Origin of the sequence: Sphingobium sp., from assembly GCF_036170395.1 — a bacterium.
Classification (GTDB): domain Bacteria; phylum Pseudomonadota; class Alphaproteobacteria; order Sphingomonadales; family Sphingomonadaceae; genus Sphingobium.
The window spans coordinates 25,127-39,356 of sequence record NZ_JAVHPD010000046.1 but is presented as its reverse complement, the minus strand read 5'-3'; the positions used below and the strand labels follow the sequence as shown (position 1 = coordinate 39,356).

The 14,230-nt window shown below is 65.2% G+C and carries 13 protein-coding genes; 8 read left to right on the top strand and 5 right to left on the bottom strand.

The window, feature by feature from the left end:
- The first annotated feature begins 35 nt into the window (after positions 1 to 35).
- A complete protein-coding gene (locus V2B31_RS12115; RefSeq protein WP_328278803.1) occupies positions 36 to 1,826 on the top strand; it encodes a DUF885 domain-containing protein in 1,791 nt (596 codons plus the stop codon).
- Here the strand turns inward: V2B31_RS12115 and V2B31_RS12110 are convergent.
- Positions 1,784 to 1,993, bottom strand: a complete 210-nt coding sequence (locus V2B31_RS12110; protein WP_328278800.1) for a hypothetical protein — start codon at positions 1,991 to 1,993, stop codon at positions 1,784 to 1,786. The genes V2B31_RS12115 and V2B31_RS12110 overlap by 43 nt on opposite strands.
- A gap of 275 nt (positions 1,994 to 2,268) precedes the next feature.
- Here V2B31_RS12110 and acnA point away from each other — a divergent pair, with 275 nt between their 5' ends.
- From acnA to V2B31_RS12095, 3 genes are all read left to right on the top strand, one after another.
- Entirely contained in the window at positions 2,269 to 4,938 is a 2,670-nt protein-coding gene (gene acnA, locus V2B31_RS12105; protein ID WP_328278796.1) for an aconitate hydratase AcnA, read from the top strand.
- A gap of 71 nt (positions 4,939 to 5,009) precedes the next feature.
- A complete protein-coding gene (locus V2B31_RS12100) occupies positions 5,010 to 5,267 on the top strand; it encodes a CBU_0592 family membrane protein (protein WP_328278792.1) in 258 nt (85 codons plus the stop codon).
- Between the two features lie 72 nt (positions 5,268 to 5,339).
- On the top strand, positions 5,340 to 6,041 hold the full coding sequence (locus tag V2B31_RS12095) for a glutamine amidotransferase (RefSeq protein ID WP_328278788.1): 702 nt from the start codon (positions 5,340 to 5,342) through the stop codon (positions 6,039 to 6,041).
- Between the two features lie 4 nt (positions 6,042 to 6,045).
- On the opposite strand, the gene V2B31_RS12090 is transcribed toward V2B31_RS12095, so the two are convergent.
- On the bottom strand, positions 6,046 to 6,702 hold the full coding sequence (locus V2B31_RS12090) for a glutathione S-transferase (protein WP_328278784.1): 657 nt from the start codon (positions 6,700 to 6,702) through the stop codon (positions 6,046 to 6,048).
- Positions 6,703 to 6,830: 128 nt separating this feature from the next.
- Here V2B31_RS12090 and V2B31_RS12085 point away from each other — a divergent pair, with 128 nt between their 5' ends.
- Positions 6,831 to 8,054 (top strand): polyhydroxyalkanoate depolymerase, encoded by a 1,224-nt coding sequence (locus tag V2B31_RS12085; protein WP_328278780.1) that lies wholly within the window; start codon positions 6,831 to 6,833, stop codon positions 8,052 to 8,054.
- Positions 8,055 to 8,439: 385 nt separating this feature from the next.
- Here the strand turns inward: V2B31_RS12085 and rnhA are convergent, their stop codons facing one another.
- Genes rnhA through ispH form a run of 3 tightly spaced genes read right to left on the bottom strand, consistent with a single transcriptional unit; the run spans position 8,440 to position 10,823 of the window.
- Positions 8,440 to 8,886, bottom strand: a complete 447-nt coding sequence (gene rnhA, locus V2B31_RS12080; protein ID WP_328278777.1) for a ribonuclease HI — start codon at positions 8,884 to 8,886, stop codon at positions 8,440 to 8,442.
- A complete protein-coding gene (gene thrB / locus V2B31_RS12075; RefSeq protein ID WP_328278773.1) occupies positions 8,883 to 9,860 on the bottom strand; it encodes a homoserine kinase in 978 nt (325 codons plus the stop codon). The genes rnhA and thrB overlap by 4 nt, the downstream gene beginning before the upstream one ends.
- Positions 9,861 to 9,863: 3 nt before the next feature.
- The gene (gene ispH, locus V2B31_RS12070) at positions 9,864 to 10,823 is read right to left on the bottom strand and encodes a 4-hydroxy-3-methylbut-2-enyl diphosphate reductase (protein ID WP_328278768.1); all 960 of its coding nucleotides are present in this window, start codon (positions 10,821 to 10,823) and stop codon (positions 9,864 to 9,866) included.
- 153 nt (positions 10,824 to 10,976) lie between these two features.
- Between ispH and V2B31_RS12065 the strand changes: the two genes are divergently transcribed.
- From V2B31_RS12065 to V2B31_RS12055, 3 genes are all read left to right on the top strand, one after another.
- Positions 10,977 to 11,585, top strand: a complete 609-nt coding sequence (locus V2B31_RS12065; protein WP_328278765.1) for a hypothetical protein — start codon at positions 10,977 to 10,979, stop codon at positions 11,583 to 11,585.
- Positions 11,586 to 11,765: 180 nt separating this feature from the next.
- Positions 11,766 to 13,493 carry an arginine--tRNA ligase gene (argS, locus tag V2B31_RS12060; protein ID WP_328278763.1) on the top strand — a complete coding sequence of 576 codons (1,728 nt, stop codon included), beginning with the start codon at positions 11,766 to 11,768 and terminating at the stop codon, positions 13,491 to 13,493.
- Positions 13,494 to 13,506: 13 nt separating this feature from the next.
- Positions 13,507 to 14,226, top strand: a complete 720-nt coding sequence (locus V2B31_RS12055; RefSeq protein WP_328278761.1) for an SPOR domain-containing protein — start codon at positions 13,507 to 13,509, stop codon at positions 14,224 to 14,226.
- Positions 14,227 to 14,230: the final 4 nt, after the last annotated feature.

Here is a 14,230-nt window from a genome sequence, read left to right as displayed (position 1 = left end):
GCCAAGGGCCGCCCAACAGGCGAACCATTGCGCCCATGCGCAAGATATTGTCTCTCTTCCTCGCTGCCGCCGCCCTGCCCGCGCTGGCGCAGACGCCCCATGACCAACTCGCCAGGATCATGGACGATCATTGGGCCTGGCATCTGTCCACCCACCCCGTCGAAGCGACCGCGCGCGGCGTGCGCGCCTATGATGACCGGATCGCCGACATGTCGCTCGCCGCTCGCGACGCGCAGGTGAAGGCGGAGAAGGTCTTCGCCGCCCGGCTGGAAGCGCTTGTGCCGGGCAGTCTCGATCCTGCCGACCGGGTCAATCGCGACGTGCTGCTGTGGATGTTGCGCGACGATATTGACGGCGACCGCCATCAGGCTGAGCGGCTGATGCTCTTCACCAGCTATTATGGCTGGCATCAGGGCTTTTCGGGCATAGCGGACGGCCTGCCCTTCTACAATCGCGCCGATTATGAGAGTTATCTCAAACGTCTTGCCCTCTATCCGCAGATGAATGGCGATGCGCTTGCGATCACCCGGCACGCGATCAACGGGGGCTACACCCAGCCCTGTTCGGTGCTGCAAAACTACGCGCCGAGCATCATCGGCATCGTCGCGGGCAAGCCGGAAGAGACGCGCTTCTACGAGCCGTTCACGCGCGCGAAGCCCCGTGACATCAGTGACGCCGACTGGGCGGCGATGCAGGCGCGCGCCGTCACGATCATCCGCGACGTACTGGCGCCCGAGTATCGCAAATGGCATGAGCTGTTCGTCAGCGACTATCTCCCCCGGTGCCGCAAGAGCGACAGCGCCTCCACCCTGCCGGGCGGGGCGGCCTGGTATGCGGCGCGGGTGAAAGCGCACACCACGACCGACCTTACGCCCGACCAGATCCATCAAATCGGCCTTGCGGAGGTCGCCCGCATCGGCAAGCGCATGGACGAAATTGCAGCCAAAGCCGGCTATCCGAGCCGTGCCGCCTATATCCAGCATCTGCGCACCGACCCGTCCTACTATGCCAAAACGCCCGAGGAACTGCTCCGCGTCGCGGCGCGGCAGGCGAAGGCGATCGACGGCCTGCTGCCCCGCTATTTCGGCACGTTGCCGCGCCTGCCCTATGGTCTGAAAGCGATCCCGGCGGCGGAGGCGGAAGGAACGACCACCGCCTATTACGGCCCCGGCGCGCCGGAGAGCGGCATATCCGGCACCTATTGGGTCAACACGTCCAAGCTCGACCAGCGGCCCTTCTGGGAACTGCCTGCGCTGACGGCGCATGAAGCCGTGCCCGGCCACCACAATCAGATCGCGCTCCAGCAGGAATTGCCGCTGCCGCCCTTCCGCAAATATCTCGCGGGTTTCACCGCTTATGTCGAGGGCTGGGCGCTCTATACCGAGTATCTCGGCGAGGAGATGGGCCTTTACGACACGCCCGAAAAGATGATGGGGCGGCTGTCCTACGAGATGTGGCGCGCTTGCCGGCTGGTCGTCGACACCGGCATCCACGCCAAGGGCTGGGACAAGGCGCGGGCGGTCGCTTTCATGCGCGCGAATAGCGCGCTCACCGACGCCAATATCGACGCGGAGGTCAACCGTTATATCAGCTGGCCGGGCCAGGCGCTCGGCTACAAGCTGGGCGAGATCAGGATCAGGGAATTGCGGGCAAAGGCGGAAGCGGCGCTTGGTCCCAAATTCGACCTGCGGCGCTTCCATGACGCCGTGCTGGTGCAAGGCGCTGTGCCGCTGACGGTGCTGGAAAGCCAGATCGATGGCTGGATCGCGGCCGAACGGGCTAGTCAGGCGGCGGTCGGCGACCGCAGCCCGAGCCAGCCCCGATAACCCAAGTCGAGCGGCAGGGCGGTCTCGCAAAACGCGCATTCGGCCATGATCCGGCCCACCAGCCATTGCCGTTCGCCGCACGCGGGGCAGGGGGTTCCGCGACCGGGCCGATAGGCGACCGCAAAGGGCTGAGTTTCGGCGACGGCAGCCGTAAAGGATCGCGGCATGGCAGGATTCCCCTCGTTCGGAGAGGGCAACGACGCAATCGCGATTTGTTTCCCACGTGGTAGCGCTACCGTAGAAAAATGGGCGGATGAGGCGGGGTCGCTTGGCGCTTTGTCCATTTGACTCGGGGCCTCCAATCTGTATGGCACCGCAGCATCGGGACATACCTGCTTCGACCAACGGTTGGGGCGCTTGCCCGCCACCTTGCCCTGATCGGCGAGCTTCTGGTGGAAATGCGTCATCCGCTGGCCGGGCCATGCGAGGAGACGCACATCTTATGACCGCCATCGGACAGGACACTCTGGGCACGCGCGACACGCTGAATGTCGGCGGCAAGGACATCGCTTATTATTCGCTGAACAAGGCCGCCGCGAAGCTCGGCGACGTGTCCCGCCTGCCTTTCTCGATGAAGGTGCTGCTCGAAAACCTGCTCCGCTTCGAGGATGGCGTGACCGTCACCACCGACGACATCCAGGCGATCGTCGACTGGGCGAAGGACAAGGGCAAGTCGGAGCGGGAAATCCAGTATCGTCCCGCCCGCGTGCTGCTCCAGGACTTCACCGGCGTTCCCTGCGTGGTCGACCTTGCCGCCATGCGCGACGCGATGAACGCGCTGGGCGCCGACGCCAGCAAGATCAACCCGCAGGTTCCCGTCCACCTCGTTATCGACCATTCGGTCATGGTCGATGAATTCGGCCATCCCAAGGCCTTCGAGCAGAATGTCGAGATCGAATATCAGCGCAACATGGAGCGCTACGACTTTCTGAAATGGGGCAGCAAGAGCCTCGCCAATTTCTACGCTGTCCCGCCCGGCACCGGCATCTGCCATCAGGTCAATCTGGAAAATATCGCCCAGGCCGTCTGGTCGAGCGAAGACGCCAGCGGCGCGCTGGTCGCCTATCCCGACACCTGCGTCGGCACCGACAGCCACACCACGATGATTAACGGCCTCGGCGTCCTTGGCTGGGGCGTCGGCGGGATCGAGGCTGAGGCGGCCATGCTCGGCCAGCCCGTGTCCATGTTGATCCCCGAAGTCGTCGGTTTTCGCTTCACCGGGGAACTCAAGGAAGGCGTCACCGCCACCGACCTCGTCCTCACCTGCACTCAGATGCTGCGCGCGCGTGGCGTCGTCGGCCGGTTCGTCGAATATTTCGGCCCCGGCCTCGCCAGCCTGTCGCTGGCGGACCGCGCAACCCTCGCCAACATGGCGCCCGAATATGGCGCGACCTGCGGCTTCTTCGGCATCGACGACAAGACGCTCGATTACATGCGCCTGACCGGCCGCACCGAGGAGAATATCGCGCTAGTCGAAGCCTATGCCAAGGAACAGGGCTTCTGGATCGACCCGTCGATCGAGCCGGTCTTTACCGACACGCTGGGGTTGGACCTGTCGACCGTCGTCCCCAGCCTCGCCGGCCCCAAGCGCCCGCAGGACCGCGTCTCGCTGCCGGAGGTTGACGATGTGTTCAACGCCGACATGGAAAAAACCTACAAGAAAGCGCAGCAGCGCGTGCCCGTAGAGGGCAAGGATTTCGACATCGGCGACGGCGACGTGACCATCGCCGCGATCACCAGCTGCACCAACACGTCGAACCCCGGCGTTCTCGTCGCCGCGGGCCTCGTCGCCAAGAAGGCGAACGAGCTGGGCCTCAAGCCCAAGCCATGGGTCAAGACCAGCCTTGCGCCGGGCAGCCAGGTCGTCACCGACTATCTCGAAAAGGCCGGCCTTCAGACGCATCTGGACGCGATCGGCTTCAACCTGGTCGGCTATGGCTGCACCACCTGCATCGGCAATTCGGGTCCGCTCGCCGAACCGATCAGCAAGGCGATCAACGACAACGGTCTGGTCGCCGCCGCCGTGATCTCGGGCAACCGCAATTTCGAGGGCCGCGTGTCGCCCGACGTGCGCGCCAACTTCCTCGCCTCGCCGCCGCTGGTTGTCGCCTATGCGCTGAAGGGCACGGTGATCGAGGATTTCATCACCACCCCGATCGGCACCAGCAAGGAAGGGGAAGCCGTTTACCTCAAGGACATCTGGCCCACCAATGACGAGGTCGCCACGACCATGGCGGGCTGCATGGACCGGGGCATGTTCCAGGCGCGCTACGCCAATGTCTACAAGGGCGACGCTCACTGGCAGGCCATCGAGGTGACGGGTTCGGACACCTACACCTGGCGCGCCGGTTCGACCTATGTCGCCAATCCGCCCTATTTCGAGGGGCTGAGCATGACGCCCGCGCCCGTCACCGACATTATCGCCGCCAAGCCGCTCGCGATCTTCGGCGACTCGATCACCACCGACCATATTTCGCCGGCCGGTTCGATCAAGGCGGACAGCCCGGCGGGCAAGTGGCTGATGGAGCATCAGGTCAGCAAGGCCGACTTCAACAGCTACGGCGCGCGCCGCGGCCATCATGAAGTGATGATGCGCGGCACCTTCGCCAATATCCGCATCAAGAACCAGATGCTGGACGGCGTCGAGGGCGGCCTGACGCTTTACAAGGGCGAGATTCTGCCGATCTACGACGCGGCGATGGCGCACAAGGCGGACGGCACGCCGCTGGTCGTGATCGGCGGCAAGGAATATGGCACCGGCTCCTCGCGCGACTGGGCGGCGAAGGGCACCAACCTGCTCGGCGTCCGCGCAGTCATCGTCGAGAGCTTCGAGCGTATCCACCGCTCCAACCTGGTCGGCATGGGCGTCCTCCCGCTCCAGTTCAAGAATGGCGAGACCCGCGAGACGTTGGGTTTGAAGGGCGACGACAGCTTCACGATCGAGGGCGTCGCTGACCTGAAGCCCCGGCAGGACGTGACGGTGAACGTCACCCGCGCCGACGGTTCGACCTTCAGCTTCGTGGCGCTCTGCCGCATCGATACCGTCAACGAGCTGGACTATTTCCTGAACGGCGGCATCCTCCAATATGTGCTGCGCAAGCTGGCGGCTTGATCGCGGTTCCAGCGACCGTAAGAAGGAAGGGCTTCTCCGGTAAGGAGGAGCCCTTTTCATGCGGGGGCCGAATGGCGCTGTTCGTTGAAATCGTCGGCTGGACCGGCGCATTGCTGGTGCTGGGCGCCTATGTCGGCGTCTCGACCGGCCGGCTTTCGGGTACGTCGCTGGCCTTCCAGCTCATGAATGCGATCGGCGCGGGCTTCTTCGTGCTCAATACCTGGTGGCATGGCGCGATCCCGTCGATGGCGCTCAACATCATCTGGAGCGCGATCGGTTTTGTCGCTCTGTGGCGGAGCCGCAAAGAGCGGCAAGTCCCCACGCCATAGCTGGGTTTGCCTACAGCCAAGAAAGGCTGGGCTGGTGTCGGCAGGGTTCATTGTCTATTCGTTCGGTCAGCAATGAAGAGAGCCTTGATCGTCCGTCATGTCCCGCGCGAAGGCGCGGCCGGTTATCTCCAGCCGATCGAGGCGGCGGGCTATCAGATTGACCGTGTCGATGTCGCCAGCGCCGATTTTGCCGATGTCGATCTGTGCAGCCCCGACCTGCTCATCATGATGGGTGGGCCGATGGGGGTCTATGAGACCGATCGCCATCCCTGGATCAGCCTCCAGATCGAGAAGCTGGCCGCGCGGCTCGCCGCCGACCGGCCAACGCTGGGCGTGTGCCTGGGCAGTCAGATGATCGCGGCGGCGCTCGGCGCGCCCGTCTATCCGGGTGGGCGGATGGAACTTGGCTTCGCGCCGGTCCAGCTGAACGCGGCAGGCGCGACCTCGCCGCTGCGCCATCTCGATACGGTGCCGGTGCTGCACTGGCACAGCGACACGTTCGACCTGCCGGCCGGGGTCGAACTGCTCGCCTCGACCGACAGCTATGCGCATCAGGCGTTCCGGCGGGGAAGCAACCTGCTGGCGCTGCAATTCCATGCCGAAATGGGCGAAGACCCGCGCTTCGAGGATTGGCTGACCCATTTCTGGGCCGATCTCGACACCGCCCGGCAATGCGTTAACGCGCTGCGGCGCGACCATGCGACCCATGGGCCGGGCGCGGTTGCGGCGGGGCGGGCGATGATCGGCGCATGGCTGGCCGACCTGCGCCCCTGAATATCTAGAATTCGACTTCCAGCTCGATCATCTCTTCCGGCTCGGCGCGGGCCGCGTCGATCCATTCGCGCATCAGCGGCCAGCTGTTGATCGTCTGGCAATAGGCGGCCGCGCTCTGCGATACCGGGACGGCATAGGTGAGGAAACGCTGCGCAACGGGGGCGAACATCGCGTCGGCGACAGTCGGCTTGTCTCCGAACAGCCAAGGGCCGCCATAGCTTTCGAGACATTCGCGCCAGATCGTCTCGACCCGGTCGATGTCGGGCTTCGCGCCCGAGAAGATCGGGAAGCGGACATGCCGCACCTTGAGGTTCATCGGCAGCGCGGAACGGAGGTTGGCGAAGCCCGAATGAATCTCGCCCGACACCGACCGGCAATGCGCGCGGGCAATCCGGTCGGCGGGATACATGCCCGCTTGCGGATACAGCTCATGCAGATATTCCGCGATCGCCAGCGTGTCCCAAACGCTTGCCCCTTCATGTGTCAGGCGCGGCACCAGCACGGACGGCGAGAGGAGCAGCAGTTCCGCGCGATTCTCCGGGTCGTCCAGGGCGACGATCGTCTCATGCACCTTCAGCCCCGCCAGCCGGCACAAAAGCCAGCCCCGGAGCGACCAGGACGAATAATTTTTACTGGACAGGGTGAGTTCCGCGACTGCCATGGCTTGCCTCCCGCTCTCTCCATTAACTCACATTTATGATGATGCGGTGCAACACAAAATGCATGTATAGCGTTTGTTTGGAACGGCCGATTCGGTTGGCGACGATGGTATAGGGCAAATTTACGACGATGCGGATGCTTTACAGCGGCTATCAGGCCTGGAACGACATGCTGCTTCCCGCCCGCCTCGGCGCGCAATGGGCGCTTGCCATGCGGGACCGGATGGGGCCGATGGCGGAATGGGCCATGCCGCGCCGTATGTTCGCCCTGATGGACGTGTTCCAGGGCGCGAAACTCACCCATCGCCGCCCCGCCTACGGCATCGACATGGTCCAGTGCGGCAATGCGCAGGTGCCAGTGCGGGAGGAGATCGCGATGGCGCTGCCCTTCGGCGATTTGCTTCACTTCGCCAAGGACGACGTCGAAACGCCGCAGCCCAAGGTGCTGGTGGTAGCGCCGATGTCAGGCCATTTCGCAACCCTGCTGCGCAGCACGGTTGCAACATTGCTCCAGGACCATGATGTCTACATCACCGATTGGAAGAATGCGCGCGACGTGCCGCTGGAGGCGGGGCGCTTCGGCTTCGACGACTATGTCGATTATGTGATCCAGTTCGTGCAGGAACTGGGCGAGGGCGCGCATATCGTGTCGGTCTGCCAGCCCTGCGTCCCCGCGCTTGCTGCCGTGGCGATGATGTCGGAAGATGGCGACAAGGCGACGCCGCGCTCCATGACGCTGATGGGCGGGCCGATCGATCCCAATGCCGCGCCGACCGCCGTCAACGACCTTGCCAACGAAAAGCCGATCGAATGGTTCGAGGAGAATCTGATCTCGGTCGTGCCCTTCCGTTACGCCGGGCGCGGGCGGGAGGTCTATCCGGGTTTCCTCCAGCTGTCGGCTTTCATGTCGATGAACCTGGAGCGGCACGGCGCGCAGCATCGCGAACTTTACCAGTTGCTGGCAGACGGCAAGAAAGTGGAGGCCGACAAGATCAAGGGCTTCTACGAGGAATATTTCGCCGTCCTCGACATGACCAAGGAATTCTACCTCGAAACCGTCGACATGGTGTTCCAGCGGACGTTGCTGGCGAAGGGGGAACTCACCGTGCGCGGGCGCAAGGTCAATCCCGGCGCGATCCGCAAGACCGCGCTGCTGACGGTGGAGGGCGAGAAGGACGATGTCTGCGCCGTCGGCCAGACCTCGGCCGCCCATGCGCTGTGCACGGGCTTGCGGCCGCATCTCAAGCGCCACCATCTCCAGCCGGGCGTCGGCCATTATGGCGTCTTTTCGGGCAGCAAATGGGAAAATCAGGTCTATCCGCAGGTGCGGAACATGATCCTGGCGATGAATTGAGACCGGGCTGCATTGACCAGGACTCCTCCTCTTCCGTTACAGAGGATCGGTGCGGAGTTGGGTTTTTGCGGAAGTTGCTGGATGGCCTGCGTACGCAACCAGTCATGGCGTGCCCGCTTGGCATAGGCCTTCTCAGCTTAGCTCGCGACAGGCTTTGGCGGCATCGATGGCCCGCTTATCGCGGCAGACGAGTTGGACGGCGGGCATCGTATTGAGGTTGGGCAGGGACAGTGTCAGCTTGCGGATCAGCTGACTGCCCTGATCGACGCGGAGGTCATGCCGGGGCCATGACCGACCTGCTCAACCCCCTCGACAGCGGGGCTCCTCTCCGTCTGGCCTCTGGCGAGCCACCTTCCCTTACCGGGAAGGAAGGCGCGTTCCTACGCTACTTCCGATACCCTTCCGCCGCGGCGCAGGCGAGCTTGTCGGCGCGTTCATTTTCGGAATGGCCTGCATGGCCCTTGACCCATTGCCAGGTGACCGTGTGCGGCGCGGCGGCGGCGATCAGCGCCTGCCACAGCTCGACATTCTTCACCGGCTTGTTGTCCGCCGTCCGCCAGCCGCGCTTCTGCCAGCCGAAGATCCATTTGGTGATGCCGTCCATCACATATTTGCTGTCGGTGTAGAGCGTTACCTTGCACGGCTTCTTGAGCTGCCCCAGCGCCTCAATCGCGGCCATCATCTCCATGCGGTTGTTGGTCGTCTGCGCCTCGCCGCCGGAAATCTCTCGCTCCGTCTCGCCGAAGCGCAGCACTGCGCCCCAGCCGCCGGGGCCGGGATTGCCCTTACACGCGCCGTCGGTGAAAATCTCGACCTGCGGAAGATCGCTCATGCGCCGAGCAGCTCCGCCGCGTCGGCCTGGGCGTAGAAGTCCAGCCGCCGCAGATAAGCAAGCGGGTCTTTCCGCGTCACCAGCGCGTCGGCGGGCGTGTTGATCCAGTCATAGGCGCGGGTCAGCAGGAAGCGCAAAGCCGCGCCCCGGCACAGGATCGGAAAGGCGGCACGCTCCGCATCGGTCAGGCCATGCGTCTCGCCATAGCCCGCGCCCAACGCCGCCGCCCGGTCGCCGAACCAACGCGCGCCGTCATGGCTGAACACCCAGGCGCTGTGCGTCACCGCCAGATCATAGGCGCGGATATCGGTGCAGCTGAAATAAAAGTCGATCAGGCCCGTGACCCGGTCCCCCAGCATCAGCACATTGTCCGGGAACAGGTCGGCGTGGATCACCGATTGCGGCAGGTCGGCCGGCCAGTGCGCGTCCAAAAAGGCTAGTTCTTGGCGCACCCGCTCGCCAAGCCCCGACGCGATCTGGTCGAAATCCGCGCCGCATTTGTCCGCTAGCCCATGCCAGCCTTGCTTGTCGAGCGCGTTTCGCCGGCTGCCGCCAAAGCCCTGCGCCGCGCGATGCAATTCGCCCAGCGCCGCGCCCGCCGCGCACGCCTGCGCCGGGGTCGGCTCGGTGACGCTGATGCCGGTCAGAAACTCGATCAGGCAGGCTGGGCGGCCGGCGAGCTGCTGCAAGCGCCGCCCCTCCCGATCGGCGATGAAGCGCGGGACGAGGCATCCGCGCGCGCCCAGATGATCGAGCAGATCCATGAAGAAGGGCAGGTCGGCCTCGTCCACCCGCTTTTCGTAGAGGGTCAGGATATAGCGGTGGCCGCGCCCGTCCGAGCCGGTGGTTTCCAGCAGATAATTGCTGTTCTCCACGCCCTCCGCAATGCCCTTCGCCGACACGAGCCGCCCGGCATCATAGCGGGAAAGGAAAGCGTCAATGTCCTCTGCCGGGACATGGGTATAGACCGCCATGGATCAGGCGGCCTCAAGCCCGCGCGGCAGTTTGAAGGCGATGCTTTCGCGCGCGGTTTCGATCTGTTCCTCGGTCACATCGAACCGTTCGGCGATGCGGTCCACGACCTCGCGCACCAATATTTCGGGGGCGGAGGCGCCGGCGGTCAGGCCCAGCGTCCGCACGTCGGCCAGCCAGTCGAAGTCGATCTCGTCCGCCCGCTGGATGAGGCGCGCGCGCGTGCCCTCGCGCTCCGCCACTTCGACCAGCCGCAGCGAATTGGAGCTGTTGGGCGCGCCGATGACGTAGAGCGCATCGCAGCGCGCGGCGATCGCCTTCACCGCCGTCTGGCGGTTGGACGTGGCGTAGCAGATATCCTCGCCCTTGGGCGCGGCGATGGTGGGAAAGCGCGTTTCCAGCACCGCGACGATCGCGGCGGTATCGTCCACCGACAGGGTGGTCTGCGTCAGGAAAGCGAGATTGTCGCGGTCGGCGGGCTGGAAGGCTTCGGCATCCTCGACCGTCTCGATCAGTGTCATTGAGCCTTCGGGCACCTGGCCGAAAGTGCCGATGACCTCGGGATGACCCCGGTGCCCGACGAACAATATGTGGCGGCCGGCATCGACCTGCCGCTCGGCCTGGCGATGGACCTTGCTGACCAGCGGGCAGGTGGCGTCGAGATAGTCGAGGCCGCGCTCCTCGGCCTTCGCCGGCACCGCCTTGGGCACGCCATGGGCGGAAAAGACGACCGGCACGCCGTCGGGCACCTGATCCAGTTCATCGACGAAGATCGCGCCCTTGGCCTTCAGCCCGTCCACCACATATTTATTGTGGACGATCTCGTGCCGGACATAGACGGGCGCGCCATATTTCTCGATCGCCTTTTCGACGATGATGATGGCGCGATCGACCCCGGCGCAAAAGCCGCGTGGCGCGGCGATCAGCAGGGTCATGGGGCGGCGGCTGGCGGGCGCTTGCGTCATGCTCCGGCGCTTAAGCCAATGTCGCCCGTGAAGAAAGAGCCTATAGGTTGCGCGGGGCCCGGGGGATGGATAAGGAAGCGCAAAGCGTCGGCCATGCGGCCCGATCGAAGGAATATGTGCCTAGTGAAACTGTCATCTGTAGCCCTGACCGCAATGCTGGCCCTGGCTCTGGCGGGCTGCTCGCGCCGGGGGGAGATTGATGCGTCGGGCGGCATCGTCGCGGTGCGGTCGGCCTGTCCGGTGGCGGCGATCCCGGCGCAGACCGGGGACATCACCTTGTTCAATCCGGCGGGCAGCACCGACGCGGCAGCGATCGATGTCGTGGCGAACATCACCAACCTGCGCTCGACCTGCGCCGATGGCGCGCAATTCTATACCGAGGCGAGCTTCACCGTGAATGCCCGCCGCAGCGACGCCAGCGCCGCGCGGCAGGTGACCTTGCCCTATTTCTCCGCCGTGGTGCAGGGCGGCACCAATGTCGTCGCCAAGCGGATCGGCCAGGTAACGCTCAATTTCGCGCCGGGCGACTATCGCGCCAGCGCGCAGGCGAAGGCGGGCTCCTATGTCAACAAGAGCGCGGCGACCCTGCCCGCCGACATCCAGGCAAAAATCGCCCAGAAGCGCAAGGCGGGCGACGCCGACGCCGCGATCGACCCCTTCGCCCAGCCCGACGTCAAGGCGGCGCTGCAACGCACCAGCTTCGAACTGCTCGTGGGCTTCAACCTGACTCAGGACCAGCTCCGATATAATGCGACGCGCTGACGCCCATTGAACCATATCCGTTCGGGCTGAGCGGCGGCGAAGGGCTGTTGACCAAAAGCCCGCAAGGAGCTGTTCCCCGGCGAACGCCGGGGTCCAGTTCCACGGTCTGAACTGGACCCCGGCCTTCGCCGGGGAACATGAAGCGCGCGGCAGCGCCTTTCTGTTTCAAGGAAAATTTCCGTGTCCCTTTACACCCGTTTCACCGCTCATCTCGACGCCGTGCTGGACGCGCTGGAGGCCGAAGGCGTGCTGCCCGCCGGCCTCAACCGCAAGCCCGTGACGGTCGAGCCGCCGCGCGACGCGAGCCATGGCGACCTTGCCACCAACGCGGCGATGGTGCTGGCCAAGCCTGCCGGCACAAACCCGCGCGCGCTGGCCGAGGTGATCGTCGCGAAGCTCCAGGCGCTCGATGAGGTCGAGAGCGCCGCCATCGCCGGCCCCGGCTTCATCAACCTCAGCCTCACCGACGCGACCTGGCGCGCGGAGCTGGCGGCGATCCATGCCGACGCCGATGAGTATGGCCGGTCGGACGCGGGGCAGGGCGTCACCGTCAATGTCGAATATGTCTCCGCCAACCCGACCGGCCCGATGCATATGGGCCATTGCCGGGGCGCGGTGGTGGGCGACGCGCTCGCGACGCTGCTGGAATATGCCGGGCATAAGGTGATCCGCGAATATTATATCAACGACGCGGGCGGCCAGGTCGACGTACTCGCCCGCTCGGCGCATCTGCGCTACCGGGAAGCGCTGGGCGAGGATGTCGGCGCGATCCCGGAAGGGCTCTATCCCGGCGACTATCTGGTGCCGGTGGGGAAGGCGTTGGCCGCCGAATATGGCGACCGCTTCATCGGCGCGCCCGAAGCCGATTGGCTGGTCCTGTTCCGCACCTTCGCCGTAGCGCGGATGATGGACATGATCCGCAGCGACCTGGCGTTGCTCGGCATCCATCACGACATCTTTTCGTCCGAAGCCGAATTGCAGGCGGCGGGCAAGCCCGATGAGGCCGAAGCCTGGCTGCGCGCGCATGATCTCGTCTATGACGGGGTATTGGAAGCGCCCAAGGGCGAATTGCCCGACGATTGGGAGCCGGTGGAATTGCCGCTGTTCCGCTCGACCAGGTTCGGCGACGATCAGGACCGGCCGATCAAGAAGTCAAACGGGGCATGGACCTATTTCGGCGCGGACATGGCCTATCATTTCCAGAAGGCGCAGTCGGCCGACCAGCTGATCGACATCTGGGGCGCGGACCATGCCGGCACGGTCAAGCGCATCCAGGCCGCCGTCGCCGCCCTGACGGAAGGGCGGGCGCGGTTCGACGTCAAGCTCATCCAGATGGTCCGCCTGCTGCGCGACGGCGAGCCGGTGAAGATGTCCAAGCGCGCCGGCAATTTCGTGACGCTGGCCGATGTCGTGCGCGAAGTCGGCAAGGATGTCGTCCGCTTCACCATGCTGACGCGCAAGGCCGATGCCCAGATGGACTTCGATTTCGCCAAGGTGGTGGAGGCGTCCAAGGACAATCCGGTCTTCTATGTGCAGTACGCTCATGCGCGGATTTCCTCGCTCGGCCGGCGCGCGGAAGAGGCGGGGCTTGATCTGCCCGCGCCCGACCTGTCCCTGCTTGGGACGGCGGAGCTGGCCCTTGTCAAGCTCGCCGCTCAGTTCCCGCGCGTGGTCGACGGTGCGGCGCAGGCCCGCGAACCGCACCGGATCGCCTTCTATCTCAATGACTTGGCCTCCGCCTTCCATGGCTGGTGGAATATGGGCAATGACGATCCCCGCGCCCGCGTCATTCTTACCGACGATCCGGCGCTCACCGCGACGCGGCTTTTCCTAAGTCGCGGAATAGGGCAGATTATCCGCAACGGGCTGGCGCTGATGGGCGTCACCGCTTTGACGGAAATGCAGTGAGGCGCTGAAGACTATGGGCGATTATGCGCGCGGACGGCTGGACCTCGATGATGAGGATCGCCTGCCCTGGCTCGAACCGGCGGTGGACGATACGGACGACGAGCGCATCTCGCCGCTGCGGTTGCTCGGCCTCATTCTGCTCGGCCTCGTCCTGATCGGCGCGGTGGTCGGCGGCGTCTGGCTGGTGAAGGACCGGACCGGGGGCGGCACGGCGGGCGAGGGCACGCTGATCGCCGCGCCGGCGGGCGACTACAAGATCGCCGCCAATGAGGCGGACGCCAAGAAGTTCGACGGCGAGGGCGATGCCAGCTACGCCGCGAGCGAAGGCGTCACGCGCGACGGCCGCATCGATCCCAGCCGCGTGCCCGAAGCGCCGATCACCGCGACCCGCCCCGCGCCCGCTCCGGCCAAGCCTGCGCCGACCAAGGCCGCGCCCAGCCTGACCGCGCGCGTCGCCGACGAATCGGCCGCGCGCCCCGCCGCCGCGCCCAGGGCGGTCGTTGGGGGTGGCCTGATCCAGCTCGGCGCATATGGCAGCGAAAAGGGCGCGAACGAGGCATGGGCGAAGCTCTCCAAGCGCTTCGCCTATCTCGCCCCGCTCGCTACCTCGGTCGAACCGGCGCAGGTCGGCGGCGGGACCGTCTATCGCCTGCGCGCCAGCGCCGGCGGGCAGGCGGCTATGATCTGCGGCAAGCTCAAGGTCGCGGGCGAAAGCTGCATCGTGGTGAACTGAGGCG

Excerpts from the sequence above, each read along its gene's own strand:
- thrB (WP_328278773.1), bottom strand. The coding sequence starts at position 9,860 with ATGGCGGTCTATACCCATGTCCCGGCAGAGGACATTGACGCTTTCCTT.
- V2B31_RS12090 (WP_328278784.1), bottom strand. The coding sequence starts at position 6,702 with ATGGCAGTCGCGGAACTCACCCTGTCCAGTAAAAATTATTCGTCCTGG.
- acnA (WP_328278796.1), top strand. The coding sequence starts at position 2,269 with ATGACCGCCATCGGACAGGACACTCTGGGCACGCGCGACACGCTGAAT.
- V2B31_RS12100 (WP_328278792.1), top strand. The coding sequence starts at position 5,010 with ATGGCGCTGTTCGTTGAAATCGTCGGCTGGACCGGCGCATTGCTGGTG.
- V2B31_RS12085 (WP_328278780.1), top strand. The coding sequence starts at position 6,831 with ATGCGGATGCTTTACAGCGGCTATCAGGCCTGGAACGACATGCTGCTT.
- V2B31_RS12095 (WP_328278788.1), top strand. The coding sequence starts at position 5,340 with ATGAAGAGAGCCTTGATCGTCCGTCATGTCCCGCGCGAAGGCGCGGCC.
- rnhA (WP_328278777.1), bottom strand. The coding sequence starts at position 8,886 with ATGAGCGATCTTCCGCAGGTCGAGATTTTCACCGACGGCGCGTGTAAG.
- V2B31_RS12115 (WP_328278803.1), top strand. The coding sequence starts at position 36 with ATGCGCAAGATATTGTCTCTCTTCCTCGCTGCCGCCGCCCTGCCCGCG.
- ispH (WP_328278768.1), bottom strand. The coding sequence starts at position 10,823 with ATGACGCAAGCGCCCGCCAGCCGCCGCCCCATGACCCTGCTGATCGCC.
- V2B31_RS12055 (WP_328278761.1), top strand. The coding sequence starts at position 13,507 with ATGGGCGATTATGCGCGCGGACGGCTGGACCTCGATGATGAGGATCGC.
- V2B31_RS12110 (WP_328278800.1), bottom strand. The coding sequence starts at position 1,993 with ATGCCGCGATCCTTTACGGCTGCCGTCGCCGAAACTCAGCCCTTTGCG.
- V2B31_RS12065 (WP_328278765.1), top strand. The coding sequence starts at position 10,977 with ATGCTGGCCCTGGCTCTGGCGGGCTGCTCGCGCCGGGGGGAGATTGAT.